Source organism: Enterobacter sp. BRE11, from assembly GCF_031844285.1.
GTDB lineage: Bacteria > Pseudomonadota > Gammaproteobacteria > Enterobacterales > Enterobacteriaceae > Pantoea.
In genome coordinates, this window is record NZ_JAUZUX010000011.1 from 39,483 (window position 1) to 65,175 (window position 25,693).

The following is a 25,693-nucleotide window of genomic DNA, read 5'->3' on the forward strand; positions in this document are numbered from 1 at the left end:
TCCTGGCGGCGTTCAGGCGGGTGAAAACGCTTCCCTTTCGGCGATAAATCCTTATGATTTGCCAAAAAAACGTTCTTCGCTGGCCTTAAGGCCCTTTCCTTCTTTTACAGGGTTTGCAATGTGAGCTTTCCAGCACTGCCTGACGGCGGTGAATTTTTGCTATGGAGAGATCATGACATCCTTATCCTCTGCGCTGCGCGTGACGCTACTCGCCACCGCACTCTTTTCCGCCTCCGGCATGCTGGCGCATGCGGACGAACGTATCCAGCCGATCAGCAAGGGCGCCTATGAGCTCGCCTTTAGCCCCCGCGACAATGCGCTGTTTCTCGCCGCGTCGCAGGGCAGCGACGCGCCGGGCGGCGCGGTGTTCCGCCTCGACCCGCAAAGTCTGGCCGTAAAGCAAACCATCCCCACCGAGCTGAAAAGCTTCGGCGCCGCGATCAATCCGCAAACCAACGTGCTCTATATCGGCCATACGGTCAACAGCGCGCTGACCGCCATCGACGCCGCCAGCGGCAAGGTGCTTAACACCCTGGTGCTGGACGGGCGCAAGCGCAGCGACAGCGTACGTCCGCTGCAGCCGCGCGAAATCGCCGTTGATGTGAAAACCAACCGCGTTTACGTCACCGGACTGGGGCCGCAGAGCGTGGTCTGGGTAGTGGACGGCAAAACCCTGCAGCTTATTAGCGTGGTACCGAACACCGGCAAAATGGCCACAGGCCTGGCGGTCGACAGCGAGCGGCAGAAACTCTACGTCACCAACGCCGACGGCGAGCTCATCACCATCAATACCCGCACCAACGCCGTTGAACAGCGTCAGAAAATCGGCGACGACAACGCGCATTTCTTCCTGAATATCGCGCTGGATACGCAGGGGCAGCGCGCCTTCCTCAGCGATTCGAAACAGCCGCAGGTGCTGGTGGTCGATCTGCGCGATCGCAAGGTGATCCGGGCGATCGCCGCGCCAGAGTCGCTGGCGCTGCTGTTCAATCCGCAGCGCGACGAGCTCTACGTCACCCACCGCAAAGCGGGGGAGGTCAGCATCATCGACGCCAGCAGCTATCAGGTGAAACGCACGGTGAAAACGGCGGGCCTGCCTAACAGCCTCGCGCTCTCCGCTGACGGCAAGGCGCTCTACGTCAGCGTCAAGCAGCCGGGATCGCGCAAAGCGCCGCCCAAAAATCCCGACAGTGTGATGCGCATCGCGCTTTGATTTCCCCCGCAGCCTCAGGGGCGGCCATCGGCCGCCCTTTGCATTTCTTCGGCTACCTTTAAAGCGTGCCGCTGCCTGGCGGCATCAACACCATTGGAGAGGATGCAATGAGCCAGTTCCTGATGAATGAAAAAAATAATCTGGTCAACGAAGCGATCGAGGGGGTGCTGCTGAGCACGCCGTGGCACAACCTTAGCCGCCTCGACTTAGGCGACGACATTCGGGTGGTGGTGCGCAACGACTGGGATAAAAGCAAGGTGGCGCTGATTTCGGGCGGCGGCTCGGGGCATGAACCGGCGCACGCCGGCTTCGTCGGCAAGGGGATGCTGACCGCCGCAGTCTGCGGCGATATTTTCGCTTCGCCCAGCGTCGACGCGGTGCTGAGCGCGATTATCAACGTTACCGGCGACGCGGGCTGCCTGCTGATCGTGAAAAACTACACCGGCGACCGGCTCAATTTCGGCCTGGCGGCGGAGAAGGCGCGCGCGCTGGGCTACAAGGTCGAGATGGTAATGGTGCAGGACGATATCGCCCTGCCGGACAATCCCCAGCCGCGCGGCATCGCCGGCACCGCGCTGATCCATAAAATCGCCGGCTACGCCGCAGAGCAGGGGCAGTCGCTGGCGCAGGTGAAAACTCTGGCGCAGCGCGCCATTAAGGGCACGGCGAGCATCGGCGTCGCCTTTTCCACCTGCCATATTCCCGGCGAAACGCGCGACAACCGGGTGAAAGCGGGCGAGAGCGAGCTGGGCATGGGCATTCACGGCGAGCCGGGCGTTATCACGCTGGACACCCAGAACAGCCAGCAGCTGGTGAGCATCATGACGGAGAAGCTGGCCAGCAGTCTCTCTTCCGGCACCCGCGCGGTGCTGATGGTGAACAACCTCGGCGGCTTCTCAATGCTGGAGCTGGCGCTGGTGACGCGCGACGTGCTGAAAAGCCCGCTGGCGGCGCAGATCAGCCACTTGATCGGCCCGGCGACGCTGGTGAGCGCGCTCGATATGAAAGGCTTCTCGCTGACGGTGCTGCAGGTGGAGGCGGCGTTTCTCGAAGCGCTGAAAGCGCCGGTTGAGGTGCTGGGCTGGGCGCCTGTGCATGCGGTGGAGCCGGTCACGACGCTGAGCAGCCAGCATGTGGTGAGCAAGCTGGAGTTTACCCCCTCTCAGGACGCGCGGACGGCGCAGGTGGTGGAGCGCGTGGCGCAGACGCTGATCGACCTTGAAGCCGAGCTGAACGCGCTGGACGCGAAGGTCGGCGACGGCGATACCGGCTCGACCTTCGCCGCGGGCGCGCGCAAGGTGAAGCGCGCGCTGGAGGCGCAGCAGCTGCCGCTGGCGGATCTGCCGTCGCTGTTCGCGCTGGTGGGCGAGCAGCTGGCGACGGTGATGGGCGGATCGAGCGGCGTGCTGATGTCGATCCTCTTTACCGCGGCGGGCCAGCGCCTGGCGCAGGGCGGTACGCTGCCGGAGGCGCTGACGCAGGGGCTGGAGCAGATGAAGCACTACGGCGGGGCGCAGATTGGCCACCGCACGCTGGTCGATGCGCTGGAGCCCGCGCTGGAGGCGCTGTCGGCGGGCAAAACGCTGGCGGAGGCGGCAGAGGCGGCGGCCCGGGGCGCCGACTCCACCGCGCAGATGCAGAGCGCCAGAGCGGGGCGCTCATCCTACCTGAATCAGCAGACGCTGGAGGGGGTGAAAGATCCCGGCGCTTACGCCGTGGAGAAGGTTTTCGCCGCGCTGGCGGGTTAACCTTCGCGCAGCCACTTGACCGTCTGGCGACCCTGGCGGGTCGCCATCACATACGGCGTCACAATATTCCCGTCTCGACGCTGAAACGGCGCTGTTCGCCCGGCGCCAGCCACAGCAGCGTGCCGGCGCGCTGCGCGGCGTTGAAGCCCTCCGGTCGACAGGTGGCTGGCAGAATATAGGCCGCCACCTGCTGATCGCAGTTGTGCAGCATCCAGCGCGTGGCGTGTGGAAACTGTCGACTGCTGAAGCGCGTCATCAGCGCAAAGCCCTGCGGCGAATGGAGCTCGAACTGCATCTCGTCGCCATACTGCGGCAGATCGTCGGCGAAGAAGACGATCTCCGGATCGCACATCTCCGGCCGGTCCAGCCGCTGAAACGCCTGCGGATCGCGCGCCAGGGTAGCGGTGTAGCTCTGCCACTGCGGCGTCGGCTTCACGTGCGCTGGCACCGAGGTGCGCAGCTGGAAAGCGTGCTGCGGGATCGACTGCTTGAACTCGCCGCCATCAATCCATGCGCTGTTGAGATGGCACATATACTGCAGCGGCATCGACGTGCCAGCCAGGTTGGCTACGTTCATCTCAATATGCAGGCGCGGCTGTCCGGCCTCAATACGCACCGCCGGCGCCGCCAGGTAGTGATGGCCAAAACCTTTCACATATTCGGTTTCGCCCTCAAGCGACAGGCGATCCGCCTCCAGCACCAGCCAGGCGCTGTCCATACGCGCGCAGGCCATTTCGCCATGCAGAGGGTGGTTATCCTCTTCGGCCGGGCAGCCGTTTGCCAGCAGCCCGGAGTGGAAGGCAAAGCAGCCGTAGGTGTCGATAATCGAACTGCCCGGCAGCGGCTGCTTAAAGCTGTGGCCCATGGTCAGCGTCCGGCCGTCGAAACAGGCGTCCCAAATCATCTGGCCGTAAAAGGGCAGCACCGTTACCGTGCCGCGCTGATTGCTGATACGCACCGCTTCGATCCCGGCCGGATAGCGGAAAAGCTCGACGTGGAACTCGGCGTTTTGCAGCAGCGTGGTCGGCGTGGCGTGAAACTGTTCGCGACAGAGCGGCAGACGGGTTTTCATGGCATCTCCTCGACTAAACGGCCGGTTTGCAGCGCCTGCTTTTTATGGCGCAGCTCGCCCCAGAAATAGAAGCCTACCCAGGCAAAGCAGAGCAGCGAGACGCCAAACGCCAGCTGCATTGACCCCAGACGATCGGAAGCGAAGCCCTGAATGGCCGGGATAAAAGCAGCGCCGACAATCGACATCACGATAAACGCGCCCGCCACTTCGGTGTACTTGTTCTCGACGGTGGCCAGAGTGTTGGCATAAATCGTCGCCCAGCAGGGACCGAACAGCACGCTGACAAACACCGCCGCATAGACCGCGGTGAAGTTCGGCACGAACATCACCCACGCCAGGGTCAGCACGCCGAGCGCCGAATAGGCCATCAGCACCTTCTCGGCGCGGAAGCGCGTCATCAGGAAGTTGGCGACGAACTTGCCGATAAAGAAACAGATAAAGCTGTAGATCATAAAGTTAGAGGCGTGACGTTCGTTGGCGGCGCCAAGCGTGAGCGCCAGGCGAATCGTGAACGACCACACCGCCACCTGCATGCCGACATAGAGGAACTGCGCCGCGATGCCGCGCTTAAAGTGGCGGTTACCGGCCAGATAGCGCAGCGTTTCGCCGAGCGACGGCAGCGCTTTCTCGTTCGATGCCGGTTTGCAGCGTGGGTAGCGCGTAAACAGGAACAGCAGCATCACCACCACCAGCACCATCACCAGATATTTATAGGGCTCCAGCGTATGCTCCAGCATGCTGAGGCGGAAAGCGTGCGCCTGTTCGGCGTTCATCCCGGCCAGCTGGCTCTGCAGGCTGTCGCCCTCCTGGAACACCAGATATTTGCCCAGCACGATGCCCATCAGCGCGCCGACCGGGTAGAAGGTCTGGCTGACATTAAGGCGCAGCGTGGCGCGATCGCGGTGGCCAATCATTGCGCTATAGGTATTGGCGGCGGTTTCCAGAAAGCTCAGGCCGATGGCGATAGCGAAAATGGCCGCGAGAAACATGGTGTAGGTAGCCATATGCGAGGCGGGATAGAACAGCACGCAACCGGCAATATAGAGCGCCAGCCCCATCAGGATCGCCAGCTTATAGCTCGCTCTGCGGATCACCAGCGAAGCCGGAATGGCGATGAGAAAGTAGCCGCCATAAAAGGCGCTCTGCACCAGCGCGCTGGCGAAGTCGCTGAGGGCGAAAACGCTTTTGAACTGGGTGATCAGGATATCGTTCAGGCTCGCGGCGCAGCCCCACAGCGGGAAGAGGCACGAGAGCAAAATGAACTGGAACAGCGGCGTTTTATTTAAGTAGCCGTCGGGTTGCTGAACAATGTTCTGCTGCATAGCTCGACCTCAGTTAACGTTAAGAAAACGCTGGAAGGTTTCCGCGTCGGGATAGGAGCGCTGCGTGCCGCGGCCGGTCACGCTGCAGGCGGCGTAGGCGGAGGCCTGCGCCATCGCCGCCGCGATATCGCCGCTTTGCACCAGCGCCTGGGCGAAACAGCCGATAAACGCATCGCCTGCGCCGCTGGTGTCGACCGCTTTCACCGCCATCGGCGCCACCTGGTGCAGGCTGTCGCCGCTCATCCACAGCGAACCGCGCGCCCCCATGGTGATGATCAGGTTCTTCAGCCCGCGCTTGAGCAGCGTCTGCCCAGCCAGTTTGATCTCTTCATCGGTGGCAACCGGCATGCCGGTCAGGATCTCCAGCTCGGTTTCGTTGGGCATAAAGAAGTCGCACTTGCAGGCGTAAGCGATATCGAGATTTTCCACCGCCGGCGCCGGATTGAGGATCACTTTGATGCCGTGCTGGCGGGCGAAATCGATGGCGTAGTAGACGGTTTCCAGCGGGATCTCCAGCTGCAGAATAATCAGCTGGCACGCTTTTAGCGCCTCGGCGGCGGCGTCGATATCAGCTGCGCTGAGCTGCTGGTTGGCCCCTTTGATAATCAGGATGCGGTTCTGCGACTGCTCATCGACAAAGATCGGCGCCACCCCGCTCGAGGTTCCCGGCGCGGTGGTGACGAAGCGCGTATCCACGCCCTGACGCTGCAGGTTGGCGACGGTTTCCGGCGCGAAGAGATCGTCGCCGACCTTGCTCACCATCATCACGCGTCCGCCCATCTTCGCCGCCGCCACCGCCTGGTTCGCGCCTTTCCCGCCGCAGCCAAGGGCAAAATCTGGCGCCTCCAGCGTTTCGCCTGCTTTAGGCAACTGACTGGTATAGGTAATAAGGTCAACCATGTTGGACCCGATAACCGCGATATCCATTGTTTGCTCCCAGGTGAATTTGTCAGGTTTTAATGTTATTAAAATCACATTAGCAGCTTGTTAAAGCTAATGGTGTGACAAATTTCACAACCTGAAAGCGCGATGCAAACGGTTAAATCGCATTTTACGGCAGAAGTGGGTGTGATTATTTTAACAATGCAAAAAGGTTTTGAGGAGGCAAGACCAGATTCGCGCGAAGCGCGTAAAGGAAAGGAAAATGGCGAGGCGCCTGACGCGCCGTTGGGGTAAGCCATGCACAACGCTTTATCACGCTGTGCATGGTTAAGGACAGCCTGTTACTCGTTGTCCGCCGCTTCGCGCAGCATCTCCTGATGCGGAACATCCTGCAGGATCTGCTCGAAGCTGCGCAGACGCTTATAGATCGACATCAGCTCAACCAGCGTCGACCAGGAGGTGATCAGATACTGGAACGACGAGCGCACCTGGTCGAACGCATTGGTAATCCGGCTAAGCAAGCCGAAGGTAATGGTGCCCGCTACGATTGACGGGAACAGCACAAAGAGACCGAAAACATTATCAACCTGCAGGTAGAGAATGCGGGTGATATTAAAGTAGAGGTAGTGAAAATAGAGGCGGAAGTAGTTAAAGCGGACGCGGCTAAACAGCGCCTGTACCGTTGGCGGCGTCGCGCGATCGGCATGATCCTCGCCGTAGACCAGCTCTTTACGATAGGCCGCCTCAACCTGCTGATTGCGGAACTCCAGCCCCGGCAGCTTAATGCCCACCAGCGCCAGCAGCGCGGTGCCGAAGAGCGACCAGAGCAGCGCAATGATGACCAGCGCATAGGGAATATTGCCAAGCAGCGGCACATCCTTAACGTGATGCGACAAACTGATGAGCACCGGCAAAAAGGCCACCAGCGTCATAATCGCCTGAAGAAAGCTGACGCCCCAGTCCTCCAGTGTGCTGGCGAAGCGCATGGTATCTTCTTGCACGCGCTGCGCCGCGCCTTCGACCTTACGCAGGCGCTGCCAGTTGTGCATGTAATAGTTGTTCATCGCGGTGCGCCAGCGGAACACCCAATGACTGATGAAAAAGGAATTCGTTACGCCAACCACCACCGAAATCAGGGCGATGCCAAGAAAATCGCCCAGGCCGCTGTAAAAGCGGCTAATGGGCACCGAACCCGCTTTGGTTAGCGCCTGCTGGATCAGATCGTAAAACGGGCCGTACCAGGCGTTAATACCGACGCCGACCTGCACGCCGAACCAGGTAACGAAGATGATCAGTGCCGATCCCCATACTGACCAGCGCTGCCACGGGTGATTATCGATCGCGTGCCAGGCCAGGGCGAATATCGCCACGATCAGCCAGTAATAGCCATAAAACCAGAGCTGGCTGGGGGCGACAAAGCGCGCGGCGGTGGCTGGCAGCGGCTGCTGCATGGCGGCATGCAGCGCTGGCCAGCGTGACGGAAAATCATCGGCAAAGCCGAACCAGGCAAAAATCGCGATCAGACTCCAGATCGCCGCCGAGCTGAAAAACAGCGCTGGCCGGGGAAAAAAGGACTTAAACATAAACTCTCCGCTGTTGTGTGCACTCTTTTATAACGTCTTTTAGCGTTATCTGTCTGTTGAGTGTTGTTTCTGGTGGTGACAGTGATCGTCTGCGGCAGGTAAAGCATTCCGGCGAGATGTTAATGAATTTGTCTGAATTTGTTTCGATGAACTAAATGTTTCACCACAACAGTGTTACACTAGCGCCTGCTGTTACCGGTAACAGTCCTGCTGTAACCCTTAATCCGCATAAAAAAACCATTACAACGCAACTGTTTAACTTTCATGCCGCATTATAGGCGGTACTGAGGCAATGTCATGTCAGAACAAAAACGTGGGCAGACGCGCAGGGATTTTCTGCTAAAGACCATTGCACTGGCGCCAGCGATGGCGGCAGGCAGCGCCGTTGTCGGCGGCTTTAGCGTGGCGCCTGCGGTGCAGGCTGCCGATCCCGCGGCGGCGCAGCCAGCGCGTGATTACCAGCCCAACTGGTTTACCGCTGAAGAGTTCGCCTTTATCAAGGCGGCCGTCGCTCGACTGATCCCCAATGACGAGCGCGGCCCAGGCGCGCTGGAAGCGGGCGTGCCGGAATTTATCGATCGCCAGATGAACACCCCTTATGCCACCGGCGCCAACTGGTATATGCAGGGGCCGTTCAATCCGGACCTGCCGAAAGAGCTGGGCTATCAGCTGCCGCTGGTGCCGCAGCAGATCTACCGTCTGGGACTGGCCGACGCCGACGACTACAGCAAGCGCCAGCACGGCAAGGTCTTCGCCGAACTCAGCGGCGAGCAGCAGGATGCGCTGCTACAGGCGATGGAGAGCGGCCAGGCCGATTTCCGCCAGCTGCCCGCAAAAACCTTCTTCGCCTTTCTGATCCAGAACACCCGCGAAGGCTTCTTCAGCGACCCCATCCACGGTGGCAACCAGAATATGGTGGGCTGGAAGCTGATTGGTTTTCCTGGCGCACGCGCCGACTTTATGGACTGGGTGGAGCGCGGCGAGCGTTATCCCTTCCCGTCAGTCTCTATTCGCGGGGAGCGCGCGTAACCATGGCAAACGAAATGAAAAAAGCAGATGCGGTAATTGTGGGTTTCGGCTGGGCCGGGGCAATTATGGCGAAAGAGCTGACCGAAGCTGGCCTAAACGTGGTTGCGCTGGAGCGCGGCCCGCATCGCGATACCTATCCAGACGGATCCTATCCGCAGTCGATTGACGAGCTGACCTATAACGTCCGCAAAAAGCTCTTCCAGGATCTGTCGAAAAGCACCGTGACTATCCGTCACGACGCCTCGCAGACGGCGGTTCCCTACCGCCAGCTGGCGGCGTTTTTGCCCGGCACCGGCACCGGCGGCGCAGGGCTGCACTGGTCTGGCGTACACTTTCGCGTCGACCCAACCGAGCTGCGCCAGCGTAGCCATTATGAAGAGCGCTACGGCAAAAACTTTATCCCGGAAGGGATGACCATCCAGGATTTCGGCGTCACCTATGACGAGCTGGAGCCGTTCTTCGACAAGGCGGAAAAAGTCTTCGGCACCTCCGGCACGCCGTGGAGCATTAAAGGGCAGGTGATTGGCAAGGAGAGCGGCGGCAACCCATTCGCGCCAGATCGCTCCGACAAATTCCCGCTGCCTGCTCAGAAGCGCACTTATTCGGCGCAGCTGTTTGCCGAGGCGGCGAAATCAGTAGGCTATCACCCCTACGATCTGCCCTCGGCTAACACCTCTGGCCCCTACACCAACCCCTACGGCGCGCAGATGGGACCGTGCAACTTCTGCGGCTACTGCAGCGGCTACGCCTGCTACATGTACTCGAAAGCGTCGCCGAACGTGAACATCCTGCCCGCGCTGCGCCAGGAGCCGAAGTTTGAGCTGCGCAACAACGCCTACGTGCTGCGCGTGAACCTGACCGACGATAAAAAGCGCGCCACCGGCGTCACCTACGTCGATGCGCAGGGGCGTGAAGTGGTGCAGCCAGCGGATCTGGTGATCCTCTCAGCGTTCCAGTTCCACAATGTGCACCTGATGCTGCTTTCCGGCATCGGCAAGCCCTACAACCCGATCACCAATGAAGGCACCGTCGGCCGTAACTTCGCCTATCAGAACCTCTCCACGCTCAAGGCGCTGTTCGACAAAAACACCACCACCAACCCGTTTATCGGCGCGGGCGGTGCGGGCGTCGGCGTCGACGACTTCAACGCCGACAACTTCGACCACGGGCCGCACGGCTTCGTCGGCGGTTCGCCGTTCTGGGTCAACCAGGCGGGCACCAAGCCGATCTCCGGCCTGCCGACGCCGACCGGCACGCCGAACTGGGGCAGCAAATGGAAGGCAGCGGTGGCGGATACCTACACGCACCATCTCTCGATGGATGCCCACGGGGCGCATCAGTCCTACCGCGCCAACTATCTCGACCTCGATCCCAACTACAAAGATGCCTATGGCCAGCCGCTGCTGCGCATGACCTTTGACTGGCAGGATAACGACATCAAGATGGCGCAGTTTATGGTCGGCAAGATGCATAAGATCGCCGAAGCGATGAGTCCGAAGATGATTATCGGCGGCGCGAAAAAGCCGGGCAGCCATTTCGACACCACGGTCTATCAGACCACGCATATCAGCGGCGGCGCCATTATGGGCGAGGATCCCAACACCAGCGCGGTTAACCGCTACCTGCAGAGCTGGGACGTGCCGAACGTCTTTGTGCCGGGCGCATCGGCGTTCCCGCAGGGCCTGGGCTACAACCCGACGGGCATGGTGGCGGCGCTGACCTACTGGTCGGCGAAAGCGATCCGCGAACAGTACCTGAAAAATCCAGGTCCACTGGTGCAGGCATAAGGAAATGGCGATGAAAAACAGCTTACTGGTCCTGGTACTGGGCACGATGACCTTTGCCGCGCTGGCGGACGATAACGGCGGCGATCGGATACAGCGCGGCGAGTATCTGGCGCGCGCGGGCGACTGTATCGCCTGTCATACCAGCAAAGAGGGCAAACCCTTTGCCGGCGGCCTGCCGATGGCGACGCCGATCGGCACTATTTACTCCACCAATATCACGCCGGACAAGAAAACCGGCATTGGCGACTACAGCTATGACGACTTCCAGAAGGCGGTGCGTCACGGCGTGGCAAAAAATGGCGATACGCTTTATCCGGCGATGCCTTACCCTTCCTACGCGGTGGTGAGCGACGAGGATATGCAGGCGCTCTACGCCTACTTTATGCACGGCGTTGCGCCGGTCGAGCAGGCTAACCACAAAAGCGATATTCCGTGGCCGCTGTCGATGCGCTGGCCGCTGGCGATCTGGCGTACAATGTTCGCGCCGGACGTCAAAGCGTTTCAGCCGATGGCGCAGGAAGATGCTGAGCTGGCGCGCGGCCGCTATCTGGTGGAAGGCCTGGGCCACTGCGGCGCCTGCCATACGCCGCGCAGCATCACCATGCAGGAGAAAGCGCTGAACAACAGCGAAGGCAGCGACTATCTGGCGGGCAGCAGCGCGCCGATTGATGGCTGGACCGCCAGCAACCTGCGCGGCGATAACCGCGACGGGCTGGGACGCTGGAGCGAAGAGGATCTGCGCCAGTTCCTGCGCTATGGCCGTAACGACCATACCGCCGCGTTCGGCGGCATGACCGAGGTGGTGGAGCACAGCCTGCAGCATCTCAGCGATGAGGATATTGCGGCGATCGCCCACTACCTGAAGTCGCTCGGCGCGAAAGACCCAGGCCAGGTGGCGTTTAGCGTCGATGACGCCACGGCGAAAGCGCTGTGGAAAGGCGACGACAGCGCGACCGGTGCCTCGGTTTACGTCGACAGCTGCGCGGCCTGCCATAAAACGGACGGCAGCGGCTATCAGCGCTTTTTCCCGGCGCTGCGCGGCAATCCGGTGGTGATGGCCGAGGATCCCACTTCGCTGATCCATATCGTGCTGGCAGGCGGCACCTTGCCAGGCGTGAAAGGCGCGCCGTCAACCATCACCATGCCCGCGTTCGGCTGGCGGCTAAGCGACCAGCAGGTCGCGGACGTGGTGAACTTTATCCACACCAGCTGGGGCAACGGCGGCAAGTCTGACGTCACCGCGAAGGATGTGGCAAAGCTGCGTAAAGATAAGACCATCCAGCCTTATCAGGGCAGCGCGGATATCCATCAGCTCGAAAATCAGTAACCCTCAACTAAAGCCCGGCTGACGCCGGGCTTTTTTCATGCCGCTTTCGCTTCTCTCTTAAATATTCTCCAGATCGATGCCGCGCGTCTTCGGCCCGTAAATCCCCACTGACATCATCACCATCAGCATGCTCGCCACGATAAAGGCGATGACGCCCTGGCTGCCTGCATACTGCAAAATCAGGCCGATCAAAATACTGCTGAACGCCGTCGACAGGCGGCTGAAGGAGTAGCAAAAGCCGACCGCGCGGGCGCGAATATGCGTAGGGAAAATCTCTGTCTGGTAGGCGTGATAGCTAAAGGTCAGCCAGGCATTGGAGTAAGTAATTAAAAAGCCGCAGAGTATCAGCATCACCGGGTGGGTCTGAAACGCGAACAGCGTGCCGAATACCACCGTCATCAGGCAGGAGAAAACGATCTGCCATTTGTTCTCAAATTTATCGGCGTAGCGGCTGCAGATCAGCGAGCCGAGCGGGTAGGCGAGGGTGATAAAAAAGGCGTAGAGCAGGCTGTGGGTGACGGTCGTGCCTGTGCCCGACAGCAGCGCGGGCAGCCAGTTGCCAAAGCCGAAAAAGCCGATCGCCTGAAAGAAGTTCATTACCACCAGCATCAGGGTGCGCTTGCGCCAGGCTGGCGACCAGATCTCGCTAAACCGGCCGCGCTTCGGCAGCTGCGCCGCCGCGTCATCCGGCGGGAAGCCTGCGCCGGGCGCGACGCCGCAGCGTTTCTCCATCGCGCTCAGCACCTGATGCGCCTCCTGGTGACGGCCCTGCTGCGCCAGCCAGCGCGCCGACTCTGGCAGATCCTTACGAATAAACCAGATAATCAGCGAACAGAGGGCGCCCGCGATCACCACCCAGCGCCAGCCTTCCAGGCTGAGCAGCGTCTGCGGCACCAGCCACCAGGAGATCAGCGCCATCGTCGGCACGGAGAGAAACTGCACGAAAAACGAAAAGGCGAAGGCGCGGCTGCGCATATGCGTCGGCACCCACTCCGAAAGGTAGGTGTCGATGGTGACCAACTCGATGCCGAGGCCGATGCCCACCAGAAAGCGAAACAGAATAATCATCTCCGCGCTCTGCTGAAAGGCCATCAGCAGCGAGAAAGTGCCGTACCACGCCAGCGCGCACATAAAGGTCAGGCGTCGGCCGAAGCGGTCGGCATAAGGCGCGAGCAGGCTGGCGCCGACAAACAGGCCGAGAAAGGTGGCAGAGGCAAAAGCGGCCTGATCGGCGATGCCAAACACGCCCGCGCTGCCGGTGTGGAAGACGCCGGCGGCCAGCAGCCCGGCGCTGATATAGCCGGTCTCAAACAGATCGTAGAGTTCAAAGAAACCGCCGAGCGCCAGCAGCGTAATAAAACGCCACAGGCCGCGCGATGAGGGCAGGGCGTCGATGCGCCCCGCTAAGCTGTTGTTCGGCGTCGGCGCAGCGAACCCCGGCGCCATCCCTGGAGTGCAGGTGGTTGTCATTATTTTATAAACCTCGGTGTGACGGTGTTTGCCTGTCTCGCTAACGGCGTGGCGATCTTGTAAAAAGAATGACCGTTAGCAAGCGAAGAGAGTGCAGAATAATCAATTCGGCGATCCTTGCCGAGAGGGTTGTTGGTGAGTTTTTAGCAACATACGTTGCACTTTTCGCCGTCCCTGGCGAAGAGGCTACGGCATCTGCGGCCAGACGCCCGGTCCGATAGGCAGCCCCAGCGCATACCAGGCGAGCAGCAGCGCGATCCAGGTGATAAAGAAGACCACCGGATAGGGGAAGATCAGCACGTAGTAGGTGCCGAGCTGGGCATCTTTCTGGTAGCGCTGCAGGAAAGAGAGGAACAGCGGCAGAAAGGGCGACATCGGCGCCAGCGGCAGCACCGCCGAGTCGGCGATGCGGAAGATCATCTGCGCGAAAGCGGGGTGAAAGCCGAGCAGCATAAACATCGGCACGAACACCGGGGCGAGAATCGACCAGATCGCCGAGCCGCTGGCGATAAACATACAGAGAAACGCCGACAGGAACATCAGGCCGAGAAAGGCGGGCGCGCCGCTGATGCCTGCGCTCTCCAGCACGTCGGTCAGCCCGATGGCCATAAACTTGCCCATGTTGCTCCAGTTGAAGAAGGCCACGAACTGCGACAGCGGGAAGACCATCACAATAAAGCCCGCCATGTTTTTCATCGGTTCCATCAGCAGATGCGGAATATCGTCCGGACGGCGAATCTGCTTCGTAACCGCGCCATAAACGATCGCCACCACAAAGAAGAACAGGATGATGACGGGCACGATGCCCTTGATGAAGGGCGACGGCACGATGCCGCCGGTCTCAGGATCGCGCAGCGGCGCATGCTCCGGCACCACCAGCAGCGCCATCACGCCGATAAAGAGCAGCGCCGCGATGCCCGCCGCGCGCAGGCCGCGATTCTCCAGCGGCGTCAGGGCCGCCAGCCGCTCGCTGCTGCCCTCTTTCCACTGCGGCAGGCGCGGCTCGATAAACTTGTCGGTGAGAAGGGCACCCGCTACGGTGAGCACGATCACCGATGTCGCCATAAAAAACCAGTTATCGATCACGCTGACGAGCACCGTGTCGCTCACCGCCTTCGCCGCTTCGGTGCTGATGCCGGAGAGCAGCACGTCGGTGGTGACAATCAGCAGGTTGGCGGTAAAGCCGGAGGCGACGCCGGCGATCGCCGCCAGCAGGCCCGCCACCGGATGGCGACCCACAGCGAGGAAGATCAGCGCGCCGAGCGGCGGCATCACCACCAGCGCGGCATCGGAAGAGATATGGCTGAAAAAGGCGATAAACAGCACCATATAACTGGCGTAGCGGCGGCTGACGCGCGACGCCATCTTCACCATCAGCGACTGCAGCAGGCCCACTTTTTCCGCCAGGCCGGCGCCGAGCACCAGCGCCAGAATTGAGCCGAGCGGGGTAAAGCCGCTGAAGTTTTTGATGATGTTGGGCAGGATCCACTGCAGGCCCGCGACGCTCAGCAGGTTGTTGACGCGCACCATCTCGCCGCTGACCGGGTTTTTCACCGCCAGATCGAGAGTGCTGATAATGGCGGTCGCTACCATCAGCACCACTATCAGATAAACAAACAGCAGGAAGGGGTTGGGAACTTTGTTGCCGACCCGCTCAATCCAGCCGAACACTTTCCCAGGGCTGCGACTCTCCGACATTACGGTCATGATATTCCTCGTCTTGTATGGTCGTGTTTGCGTTTTTTTATTGTGTTATCGGTCCGCGCCCAGCGGCGCGGCCGCGGCTCAGTTGGCCAGTTTTGAAGGCGTAATGCCTTCGGGAATCGGACAGCTATAGGGCTGCGCGCGGCGCGCCCGTTCAAATTCGGCGCGACAGCGCGCCAGCGCCTGCTCATCGGTCAGCAGCTCCAGCACGGTGGCGGCCATGACTTTGCCCGCCAGCAGCATGCCTTTGTGTGCGATGCTGGTGCGGCCCTGCGCCACCAGCTGCCAGGTGTGCAGCGGCGTACCGAAGGCGAAGCAGGGCGAAAAGCACTGCGCGACGGGCGTGACCCAGCTGACGTCGCCGACGTCGGTAGAGCCGTAGAGCAGCTCGCGCGTCGCCGCGCAGGGCGCGACTTCATCCATCAGCAGCTTGTCGCCGTGCGCCTCAATCCACGCCGCGCCCGCCTCGCCGCCGGTGCGTGCCGCGTTAAGCCGCGCGTTGTGCAGATCCTCCTCGCTCAGCGTGGCGCGGATCTCGGCGGCGAAGGCGCGCTCTTCCTCGCTGTAATGCGGCAAACCGAAGTGATGCAAATAATGCTCCATCACCGCTTCCAGCGCGCGATTTGGCACGTAGTTGGAACACGCCTTGTCGAAGCGCACCGTCACCTGGGTGTCGGTCATCAGCGCCGCGCCCTGAGCGATATTGATGACGCGCTGGTAGATCGCCTGCGCCTGCGGCAGCTCGGGCGCGCGGATCAGGTAGAGCACTTCGGCGTCCGCCTGCACCACGTTGGGCGAGACGCCGCCGCTGTTGGTCACCGCATAGTGCAGCCGCGCCTCCTGCACGATATGTTCCCGCAGGAAGTTTGCGCCGGTGTTCATCAGCGTCACCGCATCAAGCGCGCTGCGCCCGAGGTGCGGCGAGTTGGCCGCGTGCGCCGCCACGCCTTTGAAGTGAAACGCCGCCTGGATATTGGCGAGGGTGCTGAGGTTGAACAGGCCGCTAAAGCCTTCGGGATGCCAGGTGACGGCGGCGTCGACATCGTCGAACAGCCCCTCGCGCACCATAAAGGTTTTGCCCGATCCGCCCTCTTCGCCGGGACAGCCGTAGAAACGCACCGTGCCGCGTCCGCCGTGCTGTTGCATCCAGGCTTTCAGGGCGCACGCCGCCGCTACGCCAGCGGTGCCGAGCAGGTTATGGCCGCAGCCGTGACCGTTGCCGTTCTCCTCCAGCGGCTCCGGCCGCGCGCAGCCCGCCCGCTGGCTGAGTCCGGCCAGCGCATCGAACTCGCCGAGAATGGCGAGCACCGGCTGGCCTTCGCCCGCGCTGGCGATAAAGGCGGTCTCAATATGGCCGACGCCGCGCGTTACGACGAAGCCCTCCTGTTCCAGCGCGTCGGCCAGCAGCGCGCTGGAGCGGACTTCGGCAAAGCGGGTTTCCGGCGTGTCCCAGATGGCGTCGCTGAGGGCGGTAAAGCGCGCCTGATGGGCGTCGATATAGTCGGCCAGGAAGTCAGCGTTCATCGAGCGCCTCCAAATTGCGCCTGATTGAGCGCCAGCGTCGCCAGCGTCTGCACCGCTTTGCCCATCACGCTTTCGTCAAAGTCGAAGCGGGCGTTATGGTGGCCCGCCGCCAGATCGCAGCCGAAGATGGCGTAGGTCGCCTGGCCGCCGCGCTGCTTAACGCGCTCCATCATATAGGTGGCGTCTTCTGAACCGGCGGCCTGCGCCTTGCGATCTACCACCGAGTCGAAGATGCCGAGCGCCTCCGCCTGCTGGTGGAGGAAATCGACCCAGGGCTGGGTCGGCGTGCAGCTGCGCGCCGCGCCCATCAGTTTCACCTCATACTCGACGCCGTACATCGCCGCGGCACCGGCGATCACGCGCAGCGCCTGCTGGTAGATGTCGTCGTTAACCTGGTTGCTGACGCCGCGCGTCTCAACCTTCATCAGCGCGGTATCGGCCACCACGTTGCGGCCGGTGCCCGCCTGCAGCACGCCGACGTTGACGCGCGCGACGCCGCCGCTGTGCTGCGGCAGGCCGTGCAGCCCCAGCGTGGCCTGCGCCGCCGCCAGCAGCGCGTTGCGCCCCTCCTCAGGCCTGCCGCCCGCATGGGCGCCGACGCCGATGAAATGCACATCCAGCTTGGTGGTGGCGAGGAAGCTGTCGCTGCCGCACACCAGCTCGCCAGCGGGCACGCCGGTGCCGAGATGGATGGCGGTAAAGAGATCGACATCGTCGACCACGCCCGCCTCCACCATCGCCTTCGCGCCGCGCACCCCCTCCTCGGCAGGCTGGAAGATCAGCTTGATCGTGCCGCTCAGCTGCGACTTCATCGCCATCAGCACGCTGGCGAGCGCCAGCCCGATAGTGGTATGGCCGTCATGGCCGCAGGCGTGCATCATGCCGGGATTGCAGGAGACAAAACCCTCGCGCTGCGGCAGGTGATCGGGCGCCTGGCTCTCGTTAAGATCGAGCGCGTCCATATCGACGCGGAATCCCATCACCGGGCCGGGACGACCGGTCTCCAGCGTGGCGACAACGCCGCAAAAGCCGCCGGAGAAAGAGGGCAGCCACTGCGGCAGCGCACCCTGCTGCAGCGCGCGCGCCTCCTGCTGTTTCAACACGTCAGCGTCGGGGAGTCCCATACGCGCCTCGGCGTTAATCACCTCACGACCCAGCTGTAGCTGATAGCCCAGCTTATGCAGCACGTCGGCCACGCGCGTCGCGGTGCGAAATTCCAGCCAGCCGGACTCGGCAAACTGATGGAGATCGCGCCGCCAGCTTTGCATCTGCGGCGCCAGCGCCTGAACCTGCTCAGAGAGGGTTGTCATAGGAGATCCTTATTGATGGTTTTTTATGCACGCTCCCGAATTTACACAAGCCGTGCAGGCCGCATAAGATGCGAATATCTTTCTCCTGATAAACAGTGGTTATCATGCCGTCACAGCTAAAATTGCATCAGCTACGCGCCTTCGTTGAGGTTGCGCGTCAGGGCAGCATCCGCGCCGCGAGCCGTCTTTCCGGGCTTTCTCAGCCGGCGCTGACCAAAGCGATTCAGGAGCTGGAGCAGGTTTTAGGCGCAAAACTCTTTGTTCGCCGCCAGCAAGGTGTGGTGCTGACCGACGTGGGTGATAACTTTTTTCGCCATGCCAGTCTGGTTTTGGAAGAATTACGTGTGGCGCAGGAGGATATTCAGCAGCGGCTTGGACTGGCGGGCGGCCAGGTGAATATCGGCGTGGGCGGCAGCGTGGCGCGCACCATCATGCCGCAGGTTATCACCCAGTTTCATCGCGAGTATCCGCTGGTTAAGGTGCGGATTGTGGAAGGCCAGCTGGTATCGATGATCCCGGAGCTGCGCCAGGGCGAGCTCGATTTCACCATCAATACCTACGATCAGAGCCATCTTGACCAGGAGCTGAGCTTTGAAAAAATGATGCAGCGCGACTACAAAGTGGTGGTGCGCAGGGGGCACCCGATGGAGAAGGCGCGGTCGCTTAAGGCACTTCAGCAGTGCAACTGGACGATGCCGACGCCGAAGGGCAGCTACTATCGCCTGCTGCACGATCTCTTTGCCGAGCGCGGCATGGCGCCCAAAATTGTGGTCTCCTGCGAAACCTTTATGGCCTGCACCAGCCTGGTGGCGCAGAGTGATTTTGTCAGCATTCTGTCGGTTGATGTCATCAATGATGCGGTGCTCGGCCAGCAGCTGGTGGCGCTGGATCTGGACGAGCCCTTGCCGAAGGCAACCTTCTATTTGATCCAGCGAAAGGAGACGGCGCTGACGCCGATGAGCGCCTATATGGCGCAGCTCTTTCGTCGTTATTGTCAGTAAAAACAAAGGATAAAGTCGATCGTCTACACTCTTAGAGTACTGTAAGAAATCCAACCGACAATACAGAGGTGAAGATGCAAGTCAGCCCTTATCTGTTTCTCTATGGCCGTTGTGAAGAGGCTATCGACTTTTACCTGCAGGCTACCGGTGGAGAGTTAATCTCTAAAATGACGTTCGGCGATATGCCGGATCAGGGTGAGCAGGTGGGCGATCAATCTGCAGCGCCGCAGCCGCCAGAAAAAATCATGCATGCGCAACTGCGCATCGGCGACGGTGAGCTGATGCTGAGCGACGGCAATACCGAGAAGCCGCCGGCATCGGAGCACGCCGGTTATGCGGTCAGCCTGTCGACTAACGACGTCGAAGAGGGTAAAGCCTGGTTCGAGAAACTGTCGGCGGGCGGCAAGGTAACGACGCCGTGGCAGGAGACCTTCTGGTCGAACGGCTTTGCGATGTTTATCGATAAGTTCAACATCCCGTGGCGTATCAACGTAGAGAAGCCGCAGGAATAAGTCGGTTCAGGGAGTGTGATGGCGCGGCGAGCCTGATCCGATTGCAAAGTCGCTCAAGGCCTCCATGCTCGCCTGGCCCGCGCGGATACGCACCTCGTCCCTGAGGTGCGTCCGTAAACGGGCCAACGCGCTGCGCTGTTCAAAAACGCTCCCGGCGCTTTTGTCTCTGTCGCGGGACGCTTTGCTCTTCGGCTCAGCCTCGCCGCTCTGTAAAATCGGTGCTGTTAGCCCGATTCATCAGAAGTTATAACCCGCCACCAGGTAGTAACCCCAGCCGGTCGATTTCACTTCAAACGGCCCACGGCCGAAGTTTAGCTCCTGACCGTCCGCCCACTGGCCGCCGTTGTGGAAATAACGCGCCACGGCGGAAATATGCCAGTGGTCGTAGCCCAGTGACAGAATATGGCTGGAGGCGATGGAGTTGCTGGTGCGCGACGCGTCTGATTTGTCACGCAGGTCTGAACCCCAGTCAAAATTGGTAAAGCCGATATAGCTGAGGTTGCCGCCCCACAGCGTACCGATCGGCACCATATATTTCACCTTGAAGCGATAGCCATCCCAGCTGTTCTCATTCGCCGCGCCGTAGTTTTCCCACTGATATTTGGCGTAGACGTTAAGCGACAGGCCGACGTCGCTGTGCGTGTCGATGTCGGTGCCAAGACCCATATACCAGGTGTTCTGACGGTTATCGCTGTTGCGGCCCATATCGTAGATATAGTTGTTGGCGAAGTACCACTCTTTGAACGGACCGAAGGCCAGGCTGGTGCCGGTCAGCTTATCGATAGAGAAGCGCGGCTCGATTTCCATAAACATCGGCGAACCGTGGTCGAAAATGCCGTTGGCGTTGCTGTTGCCCATGCCGAAAAAGTTGGTCAGATCGAGGTAGCCGTAAAAATCGAACCAGTCTTTTTTCGCGAAGGCTTCATATTCCAGATAGACGTCGTTATTGAACTGCGGTCCGAAGCGGGTGTGATAGCTGCCCACCACGTTGACGCTCTGGTGCCACCAGTCGGAGAGATATTGCGGATCGCTTTCGGCGGCCTGCGCGCCGCTGCTCAGGGAGGTTGCCAGCAAGGCGCCTGCTATCAAGGTTTTAAATTTCATTATCATTAACCACATGCTTTTGACCGCGCAGGAACGCAGTCAGAGTGAAATCGATCCCAGAGTGGGCGGCGAAGATGTAACCGTTTTTTACAGCCGGTTTTTGACCTGCGTAGCCTGACCGTTACGAGGCGATAGAAAATAGATTTTGCTCACGTTTGTCAAAATGTGTTGCATTGCATTTACGTGAAAATGTGAAGCGCATCACGAAAATAAGCCGTAGCGAACGGAACGCCGCAACCGTTTACGTTGTCGGCATCGCGCGCGAACGTGAAAATCAGGGCAGGGTGACGCGAACCTGTAAACCGCAGATAGCGCCCTGGGAATTAAGGCAGTTGGAGAGGGAAACATGGATATGGTGCTTTTGCGCCACGCTGCGCACGATCGACAAACCTAAACCGCTGCCCTGCGCCTTCACCGTCGGCGAGCGGGTAAAGCGGTCAAAGGCGCGATCGATAAACGCCTCCGGCATGCCGGGGCCGTTATCGACAATATCGACCACCGTGCGATCGCCGACGCGATGCAGCAAGACGTCCACCAGGCTGCCTTCCGGGGTATGCAGCATGGCGTTGCCGATCAGATTATCAAACAGGCTGCGCAGCTCGGAGCGGCTTGCCTGCAAACGATAGTGCGTCGAGCCGTTGAAGCCGATATCGATGCCGCGCTTGTCGGCCACCACCATCAGCTGCTCGATGCTCTCTTTCAGCAGATCCTCCAGCTCGATATTCTCTACCGAAGCGACCACGGTTTTATCTTCCTGGCGCGAGATATTGAGCAGCTGCGTCACCAGATGACGCGTGCGCGTTACGCCCGCTTCCAGCTGATCGAACTGGCGGCTCGCTTCGCCCGGCTGAATATGCTGGCGCAGATTCTCCAGCTGCAGCGTCACCGCCGTGACCGGGGTGCGCAGCTCGTGCGCCGCATCCTCCAGAAACTGACGCTGCGACGACCAGGCGGCGCGCAGCTTGTTGAGCAGCGAATTGTAGGCCTCGACCAGCGGCAGGATCTCATCCGGCAGCCCTTCAGGCGACACCAGGTGTGGATGCAGCGTCTCCTGCGCGGCGATTTCGCGCGAGGCGACGCGCAGGTCGCGGGTGATCTTGCGCACCACCAGCCAGATCACCAGCAGCGAGAGCGGCATCATCAAAATCAGGGGAATAATCGCCGCCAGCGCGCGCCTCACCATCTCGGCACGCATATGGCTGAGGTTATGCATCACCTGGATGGTTTTAATCTCGCTGCCCGGCTCGCCGGGCCGGGTATAGATACGCCAGGCGCACTCGTCGCACTCGCCGACGTCGTTATCATGCCAGCCCTTTTGCGCCTGCAGCGGCGCATGCAGCGCCGGCCAGGAGCTGGCGCGCAGCCTGCCGTTGCCGTCCCACAGCTGCACAACGTAGGCGCTTTTCATTTTATCGGCGTGCAGCATCAGCGGCATCAGCGCCGGGATCTCTTTATTGGTGGCCCAGGCGTCGGCGATTTTCGACAGCTGGTCATCCTTCATGGTGCCGATCATGTCGCCGTAGCAGCTGAAGAAATACCAGGTCACGCCGCCGATCATCAGCAGATGGATAATCAGCAGCGTGCTCAGCAGCTTATTGCGCAGGGAGCGCATAAAAGCGAAAGGTTTCATAGCGCGGGCACGCGCCAGCCGAGTCCGCGCACGTTGCGGATGGCGTCATTATCGAGCTTACGGCGCATGCCGTGGATCAGCACATCTACCGCGTTGCTGGTCACCTCTTCGCCCCAGCCGTAGATGCGGTTCTCCAGCTGCTCGCGCGACAGAATGGCGCCGGGACGCTCCAGCAGGGCGTAAAGCAGCGCATATTCGCGCGCGGTAAGCTGCTCGCGCTGGCCCTTATAGAGCACTTCGCGCGTCATCATATCCAGCTGAACGTCGCCGCTGCCGAGCAGCGAGTCCGCCGCGCCGTGGCGACGTCGGGTTATTGCACGCATGCGCGCCAGCACCTCTTGCAGGTCGAAAGGTTTCAGAAGGTAGTCGTCGGCGCCGCTGTCGAGCCCTTGCACGCGCTGTGCCACCGTGTCGCGCGCCGTTAAAATCAGCACCGGCGTGGTGTCGCCGCGGCCGCGCGCGCGCTTCAGCACCTGCAGCCCGTCGTCGCGGGGCAGGCCGAGGTCGAGCAGCACACAGGTGTAGTCGCCTTCATGCCAGGCGTGATAGGCGAAGACGCCGTCGCGCGCCCAGTCAACCGACCAGCCAGCGGCTTCCAGCGCCTGCTGCAGATTGGCACCGATCATTTCATCATCTTCAACCAAAAGTACGCGCATGGAAGATCGCCTCGTCAGTTACTGGCGGCAGTGTACGCCGGGATTATTAGCACAGAATTAAAGGCCCCGCACGGCGAGGCCTGCCAGACGCAATGCTAATTCTGCGCTAATTTTTCGCTAATTAAGGGATAAATTTTCCGCGCTAAAGTGGGTTCACTGGACATCATGCCGTATCGGGAGGAACTCATGAATCAGCGCGAATTTATTCGTAGTCTGCTGCAGTGGATTGAAAGCAACTTAGGCCAGGATCTGCATCTGGATGAGGTGTCGCGTCGCTCGGGCTATTCCCGCTGGCATCTGCAGCGTCTGTTTCGTCAGCATACCGGCTTTTCGCTGGCGGAATATATTCGCCAGCGCCGCCTGACGGAGTCCGCGCTGCTGCTGCTGAACAGCAACGAGGCGATTCTGCAGGTGGCGATGAACTACGGTTTCGACACCCAGCAAGCCTACACGCGCACCTTTAAAAACTATTTCCGCGTCACGCCGGGGCAGCTACGCCGTCAGCGGCGCGTCGAGCCGGACAGGCTGCTTTTTCCGCTGGCCATGGCGAGCTGACGCCAGCAAACAGATGTAACCGATAGCGGAATTGTTTAGTCTGCGCTTTTCCGGCGGACGAAAACAATTATGGATCACAGCGAAAACTTAACGGCGATGATGATGTTCGCCCGCGTAGTGGAGTGCCGAAGCTTCAGCGAGGCCGCGCGCGCGCTCGGCCTGTCGAAATCCCACGTCAGCCGGGAGATCGCCCGGCTTGAGGTGCGGCTCGGCTTTAAGCTGCTGCACCGCACCACGCGCAATATGGCGCTGACCGAGCTGGGTCAGGCCTACTATCCCTTCTGCACCCGCATGCTGGCGGAGATGCATCGCGCCGACGCCTTTGTGCAGCAGCTGCATCAGAACGTCGCGGGCAACGTACGGCTGCAGGCGCCGGTCACCTACGGCTGCCAGTGCGTGGCGCCCGCGCTTAATCCCTTTCTGCGTCGCCATATCCATATCAATGTCGATCTCGACCTGACCGATCGCGGCAGCGAAGAGCGGGAAAACCCGGCCGATATCGCCGTGGTGATCCGCGCCCGCGCGCCGCAGGCCGCGCACGTCCGGTTGTTAGGCGACATCGAATGGGGACTCTACGCCGCGCCGGACTACCTGGCGCAGCGCCCGCCGGTGACCCATCCCGATATGCTGCCGCGCCACGATCTGCTGATGTTCCACGGGCCGGCGCACACCGCCGCGCTGCCTTTCCGCCGCGACAAGCAGCGGCTGGCGATCGACGTGCGCAGCCGCTTTCGCGCCAATAACAGCATGGCGCTGCTCAACGCCGCGCAGGCGGGCAGCGGCATCGCCTATCTCCCCTCCTATATGGCGCAGGCGGCGCTGGCGCGCGGCGAGATTACCCAGCTGCTGGCGGAGTGGCAGATGGATCGCCTGCAAAGCTATCTGCTGCTAAAAGAGGCGCAGCCTGCCGCGCCGGTCAGCCTGCTGTGCGACGCGCTGGTCGCGGCGCTGGGCGGCTGATTGTTGCTCTCTGGCAACAGTGGGCGGCGCTGAGTAATTATCGCGCCGTGACTGTTGTTCCCGCGTCAACGACGCTAGCCTGAAAGCCAGACAAAAGGAGGGCATGATGGAAGCGATCGCTGCGCCAGACGCGCAAATCTGGAAACGTAACTTATGGGTATGCGTGCTGGGCTCATTCAGCACTATTGTGGCGATGACGCTGCTGTTGCCTTTTCTGCCGCTCTATGTGCGAGAGCTGGGCGTAACGGAACCGGCGGCGATTGCACGCTGGTCCGGGCTGGCCTACGGGGCAACCTTCTTCAGTGCTGCGCTGACCGCGCCGCTCTGGGGCAGGCTGGCGGATCGCTATGGCCGCAAGCTGATGCTGATCCGCGCCAGCCTCGGCATGGCCGTGGCGATGGCGCTGATCGGCATGGCCACTGCGCCCTGGCAGCTGGTGGCGCTGCGGCTGCTGGCGGGGCTGCTCGGCGGCTACGCCTCCGGCTCGACGATTCTGGTGGCGGCACAGACGCCGAAGGCGCAGACCGGCTGGGCGCTCGGCGTGCTCTCTTCCGGCATCATGGCGGGCAACGTTGTCGGTCCGCTGCTGGGCGGCGTGCTGCCGCCGCTGATCGGCATCCGCCACACCTTCTGGTTAACCGGCGGCGTGATTTTCCTCGCCTTTCTGGCGACCGCCTTCCTGCTTAAAGAGCTGCCGCGCCCGCCAGCGGCAACGCGCGCCGCTGGCGATGCGTCCGGCGCCGTCAATCGCGGCGTGGTGAGGCTGATGTGGCTGTCAGGCATGCTGCTGATTTTCGCCAATATGTCGATCGAGCCCATTATCACGCTCTATATCGGGCAATTTGTCGCCGGTGATCGTGCGATCACCGTCACCGCCGGAGTGGTGATGGCGGCTGCCGCGCTGGGCAGCATTCTTTCCGCGCCGCGGCTGGGCAAGCTGGCTGACCGCATCGGCCACTGGCGCGTGCTGAGCGGCGGTCTGCTGATGTGCGCGGCGCTGCTGATCCCGCAGGCGTTTATCACCGCCGCGTGGCAGCTGGTGGTGCTGCGCTTCTTAATGGGTATGGCGCTCGGCGGGCTGCTGCCCTGCATCACGGCGATTATTCGCCATAGCGTGCCGGAAGGGCAGGTCGGGCGCATGCTGGGCTATTCGACTTCCGCGCAGTATATCGGCCAGGTAAGCGGCCCGCTGTTCGGCGGCTTTATCGGCGGCGCGTTCGGCATGCGGCCGGTGTTTTTGCTGACGGCGGCGGTGATGCTGTTGTGCGGGGCAGTGAACTGGCGGGCAAGCCGGAGCAATTAAT

At 61.2% G+C, this 25,693-nt stretch carries 22 protein-coding genes; 11 read left to right on the forward strand and 11 right to left on the reverse strand.

The features are described from left to right. Window positions 1-172: 172 nt before the first annotated feature. Together yncE and Q9R34_RS13175 are read left to right on the forward strand one after the other, a co-directional pair. On the forward strand, window positions 173-1,213 hold the full coding sequence (gene yncE, locus Q9R34_RS13170; RefSeq protein ID WP_434124194.1) for a 7-bladed beta-propeller protein YncE: 1,041 nt from the start codon (window positions 173-175) through the stop codon (window positions 1,211-1,213). A 107-nt stretch (window positions 1,214-1,320) separates the two neighbouring features. Next, window positions 1,321-2,961: a dihydroxyacetone kinase subunit DhaK gene (locus Q9R34_RS13175; RefSeq protein ID WP_485894247.1), complete on the forward strand. Its 1,641-nt coding sequence runs from the start codon at window positions 1,321-1,323 to the stop codon at window positions 2,959-2,961. A 58-nt stretch (window positions 2,962-3,019) separates the two neighbouring features. Here Q9R34_RS13175 and Q9R34_RS13180 read toward each other — a convergent pair whose 3' ends face one another. From Q9R34_RS13180 to rbsK, 3 genes are read right to left on the reverse strand one after another with little or no spacing between them, the layout of a single operon-like run. Then, window positions 3,020-4,033: an aldose 1-epimerase family protein gene (locus Q9R34_RS13180; protein WP_485894249.1), complete on the reverse strand. Its 1,014-nt coding sequence runs from the start codon at window positions 4,031-4,033 to the stop codon at window positions 3,020-3,022. Further along, window positions 4,030-5,355: an L-fucose:H+ symporter permease gene (gene fucP / locus Q9R34_RS13185; RefSeq protein WP_485894251.1), complete on the reverse strand. Its 1,326-nt coding sequence runs from the start codon at window positions 5,353-5,355 to the stop codon at window positions 4,030-4,032. The genes Q9R34_RS13180 and fucP overlap by 4 nt, the downstream gene beginning before the upstream one ends. A gap of 9 nt (window positions 5,356-5,364) precedes the next feature. Continuing rightward, entirely contained in the window at window positions 5,365-6,282 is a 918-nt protein-coding gene (gene rbsK, locus Q9R34_RS13190) for a ribokinase (protein ID WP_485894253.1), read from the reverse strand. 102 nt (window positions 6,283-6,384) lie between these two features. Between rbsK and Q9R34_RS13195 the strand changes: the two genes are divergently transcribed. Then, window positions 6,385-6,531, forward strand: coding sequence for a hypothetical protein (locus Q9R34_RS13195; protein ID WP_485894255.1), 147 nt, complete (start codon window positions 6,385-6,387; stop codon window positions 6,529-6,531). 47 nt (window positions 6,532-6,578) lie between these two features. On the opposite strand, the gene sbmA is transcribed toward Q9R34_RS13195, so the two are convergent. After that, complete coding sequence (gene sbmA / locus Q9R34_RS13200; RefSeq protein ID WP_485894257.1) at window positions 6,579-7,820, reverse strand: peptide antibiotic transporter SbmA; 1,242 nt, start codon at window positions 7,818-7,820, stop codon at window positions 6,579-6,581. Window positions 7,821-8,117: 297 nt separating this feature from the next. On the opposite strand from sbmA, the gene Q9R34_RS13205 reads away from it, so the two are divergent. From Q9R34_RS13205 to Q9R34_RS13215, 3 genes are read left to right on the forward strand one after another with little or no spacing between them, the layout of a single operon-like run. Then, on the forward strand, window positions 8,118-8,849 hold the full coding sequence (locus tag Q9R34_RS13205; RefSeq protein WP_434124201.1) for a gluconate 2-dehydrogenase subunit 3 family protein: 732 nt from the start codon (window positions 8,118-8,120) through the stop codon (window positions 8,847-8,849). 2 nt (window positions 8,850-8,851) lie between these two features. Further along, window positions 8,852-10,636 (forward strand): GMC family oxidoreductase, encoded by a 1,785-nt coding sequence (locus Q9R34_RS13210; protein WP_485894260.1) that lies wholly within the window; start codon window positions 8,852-8,854, stop codon window positions 10,634-10,636. 10 nt (window positions 10,637-10,646) lie between these two features. Further along, window positions 10,647-11,963: a c-type cytochrome gene (locus Q9R34_RS13215; RefSeq protein WP_485894262.1), complete on the forward strand. Its 1,317-nt coding sequence runs from the start codon at window positions 10,647-10,649 to the stop codon at window positions 11,961-11,963. Between the two features lie 57 nt (window positions 11,964-12,020). On the opposite strand, the gene Q9R34_RS13220 is transcribed toward Q9R34_RS13215, so the two are convergent. The 4 genes from Q9R34_RS13220 to Q9R34_RS13235 form a co-directional block, all read right to left on the reverse strand. Beyond that, entirely contained in the window at window positions 12,021-13,433 is a 1,413-nt protein-coding gene (locus Q9R34_RS13220; RefSeq protein ID WP_485894264.1) for an MFS transporter, read from the reverse strand. A gap of 186 nt (window positions 13,434-13,619) precedes the next feature. After that, window positions 13,620-15,140 (reverse strand): p-aminobenzoyl-glutamate transporter, encoded by a 1,521-nt coding sequence (gene abgT, locus Q9R34_RS13225; RefSeq protein ID WP_485894266.1) that lies wholly within the window; start codon window positions 15,138-15,140, stop codon window positions 13,620-13,622. A 78-nt stretch (window positions 15,141-15,218) separates the two neighbouring features. Continuing rightward, window positions 15,219-16,661: a M20 family metallopeptidase gene (locus tag Q9R34_RS13230; RefSeq protein ID WP_485894268.1), complete on the reverse strand. Its 1,443-nt coding sequence runs from the start codon at window positions 16,659-16,661 to the stop codon at window positions 15,219-15,221. Next, window positions 16,658-17,971, reverse strand: a complete 1,314-nt coding sequence (locus Q9R34_RS13235) for an amidohydrolase (protein ID WP_485894270.1) — start codon at window positions 17,969-17,971, stop codon at window positions 16,658-16,660. Before Q9R34_RS13235 ends, Q9R34_RS13230 begins: the two co-directional genes overlap by 4 nt. A gap of 104 nt (window positions 17,972-18,075) precedes the next feature. Here Q9R34_RS13235 and Q9R34_RS13240 point away from each other — a divergent pair, with 104 nt between their 5' ends. Both Q9R34_RS13240 and yjdN read left to right on the forward strand, forming a co-directional pair. Continuing rightward, window positions 18,076-18,972 (forward strand): LysR family transcriptional regulator, encoded by an 897-nt coding sequence (locus tag Q9R34_RS13240; RefSeq protein WP_434124208.1) that lies wholly within the window; start codon window positions 18,076-18,078, stop codon window positions 18,970-18,972. Between the two features lie 74 nt (window positions 18,973-19,046). Next, window positions 19,047-19,484: a VOC family metalloprotein YjdN gene (gene yjdN, locus Q9R34_RS13245; RefSeq protein ID WP_434124210.1), complete on the forward strand. Its 438-nt coding sequence runs from the start codon at window positions 19,047-19,049 to the stop codon at window positions 19,482-19,484. A 237-nt stretch (window positions 19,485-19,721) separates the two neighbouring features. Here the strand turns inward: yjdN and Q9R34_RS13250 are convergent, their stop codons facing one another. The 3 genes from Q9R34_RS13250 to Q9R34_RS13260 form a co-directional block, all read right to left on the reverse strand. Further along, entirely contained in the window at window positions 19,722-20,588 is an 867-nt protein-coding gene (locus Q9R34_RS13250; protein ID WP_485894273.1) for a nucleoside-specific channel-forming protein Tsx, read from the reverse strand. 274 nt (window positions 20,589-20,862) lie between these two features. After that, window positions 20,863-22,218 carry a sensor histidine kinase gene (locus Q9R34_RS13255; protein WP_485894275.1) on the reverse strand — a complete coding sequence of 452 codons (1,356 nt, stop codon included), beginning with the start codon at window positions 22,216-22,218 and terminating at the stop codon, window positions 20,863-20,865. Continuing rightward, window positions 22,215-22,874 carry a response regulator gene (locus Q9R34_RS13260; protein ID WP_485894277.1) on the reverse strand — a complete coding sequence of 220 codons (660 nt, stop codon included), beginning with the start codon at window positions 22,872-22,874 and terminating at the stop codon, window positions 22,215-22,217. The genes Q9R34_RS13255 and Q9R34_RS13260 overlap by 4 nt, the downstream gene beginning before the upstream one ends. Before the next feature lie 186 nt (window positions 22,875-23,060). Here Q9R34_RS13260 and Q9R34_RS13265 point away from each other — a divergent pair, with 186 nt between their 5' ends. From Q9R34_RS13265 to Q9R34_RS13275, 3 genes are all read left to right on the forward strand, one after another. Then, window positions 23,061-23,429, forward strand: a complete 369-nt coding sequence (locus Q9R34_RS13265; protein WP_033749207.1) for a helix-turn-helix domain-containing protein — start codon at window positions 23,061-23,063, stop codon at window positions 23,427-23,429. Window positions 23,430-23,498: 69 nt separating this feature from the next. Further along, complete coding sequence (locus Q9R34_RS13270) at window positions 23,499-24,389, forward strand: LysR family transcriptional regulator (protein ID WP_485894279.1); 891 nt, start codon at window positions 23,499-23,501, stop codon at window positions 24,387-24,389. A gap of 103 nt (window positions 24,390-24,492) precedes the next feature. After that, complete coding sequence (locus Q9R34_RS13275; RefSeq protein ID WP_485894281.1) at window positions 24,493-25,692, forward strand: MFS transporter; 1,200 nt, start codon at window positions 24,493-24,495, stop codon at window positions 25,690-25,692. Window position 25,693 lies beyond the last annotated feature (1 nt).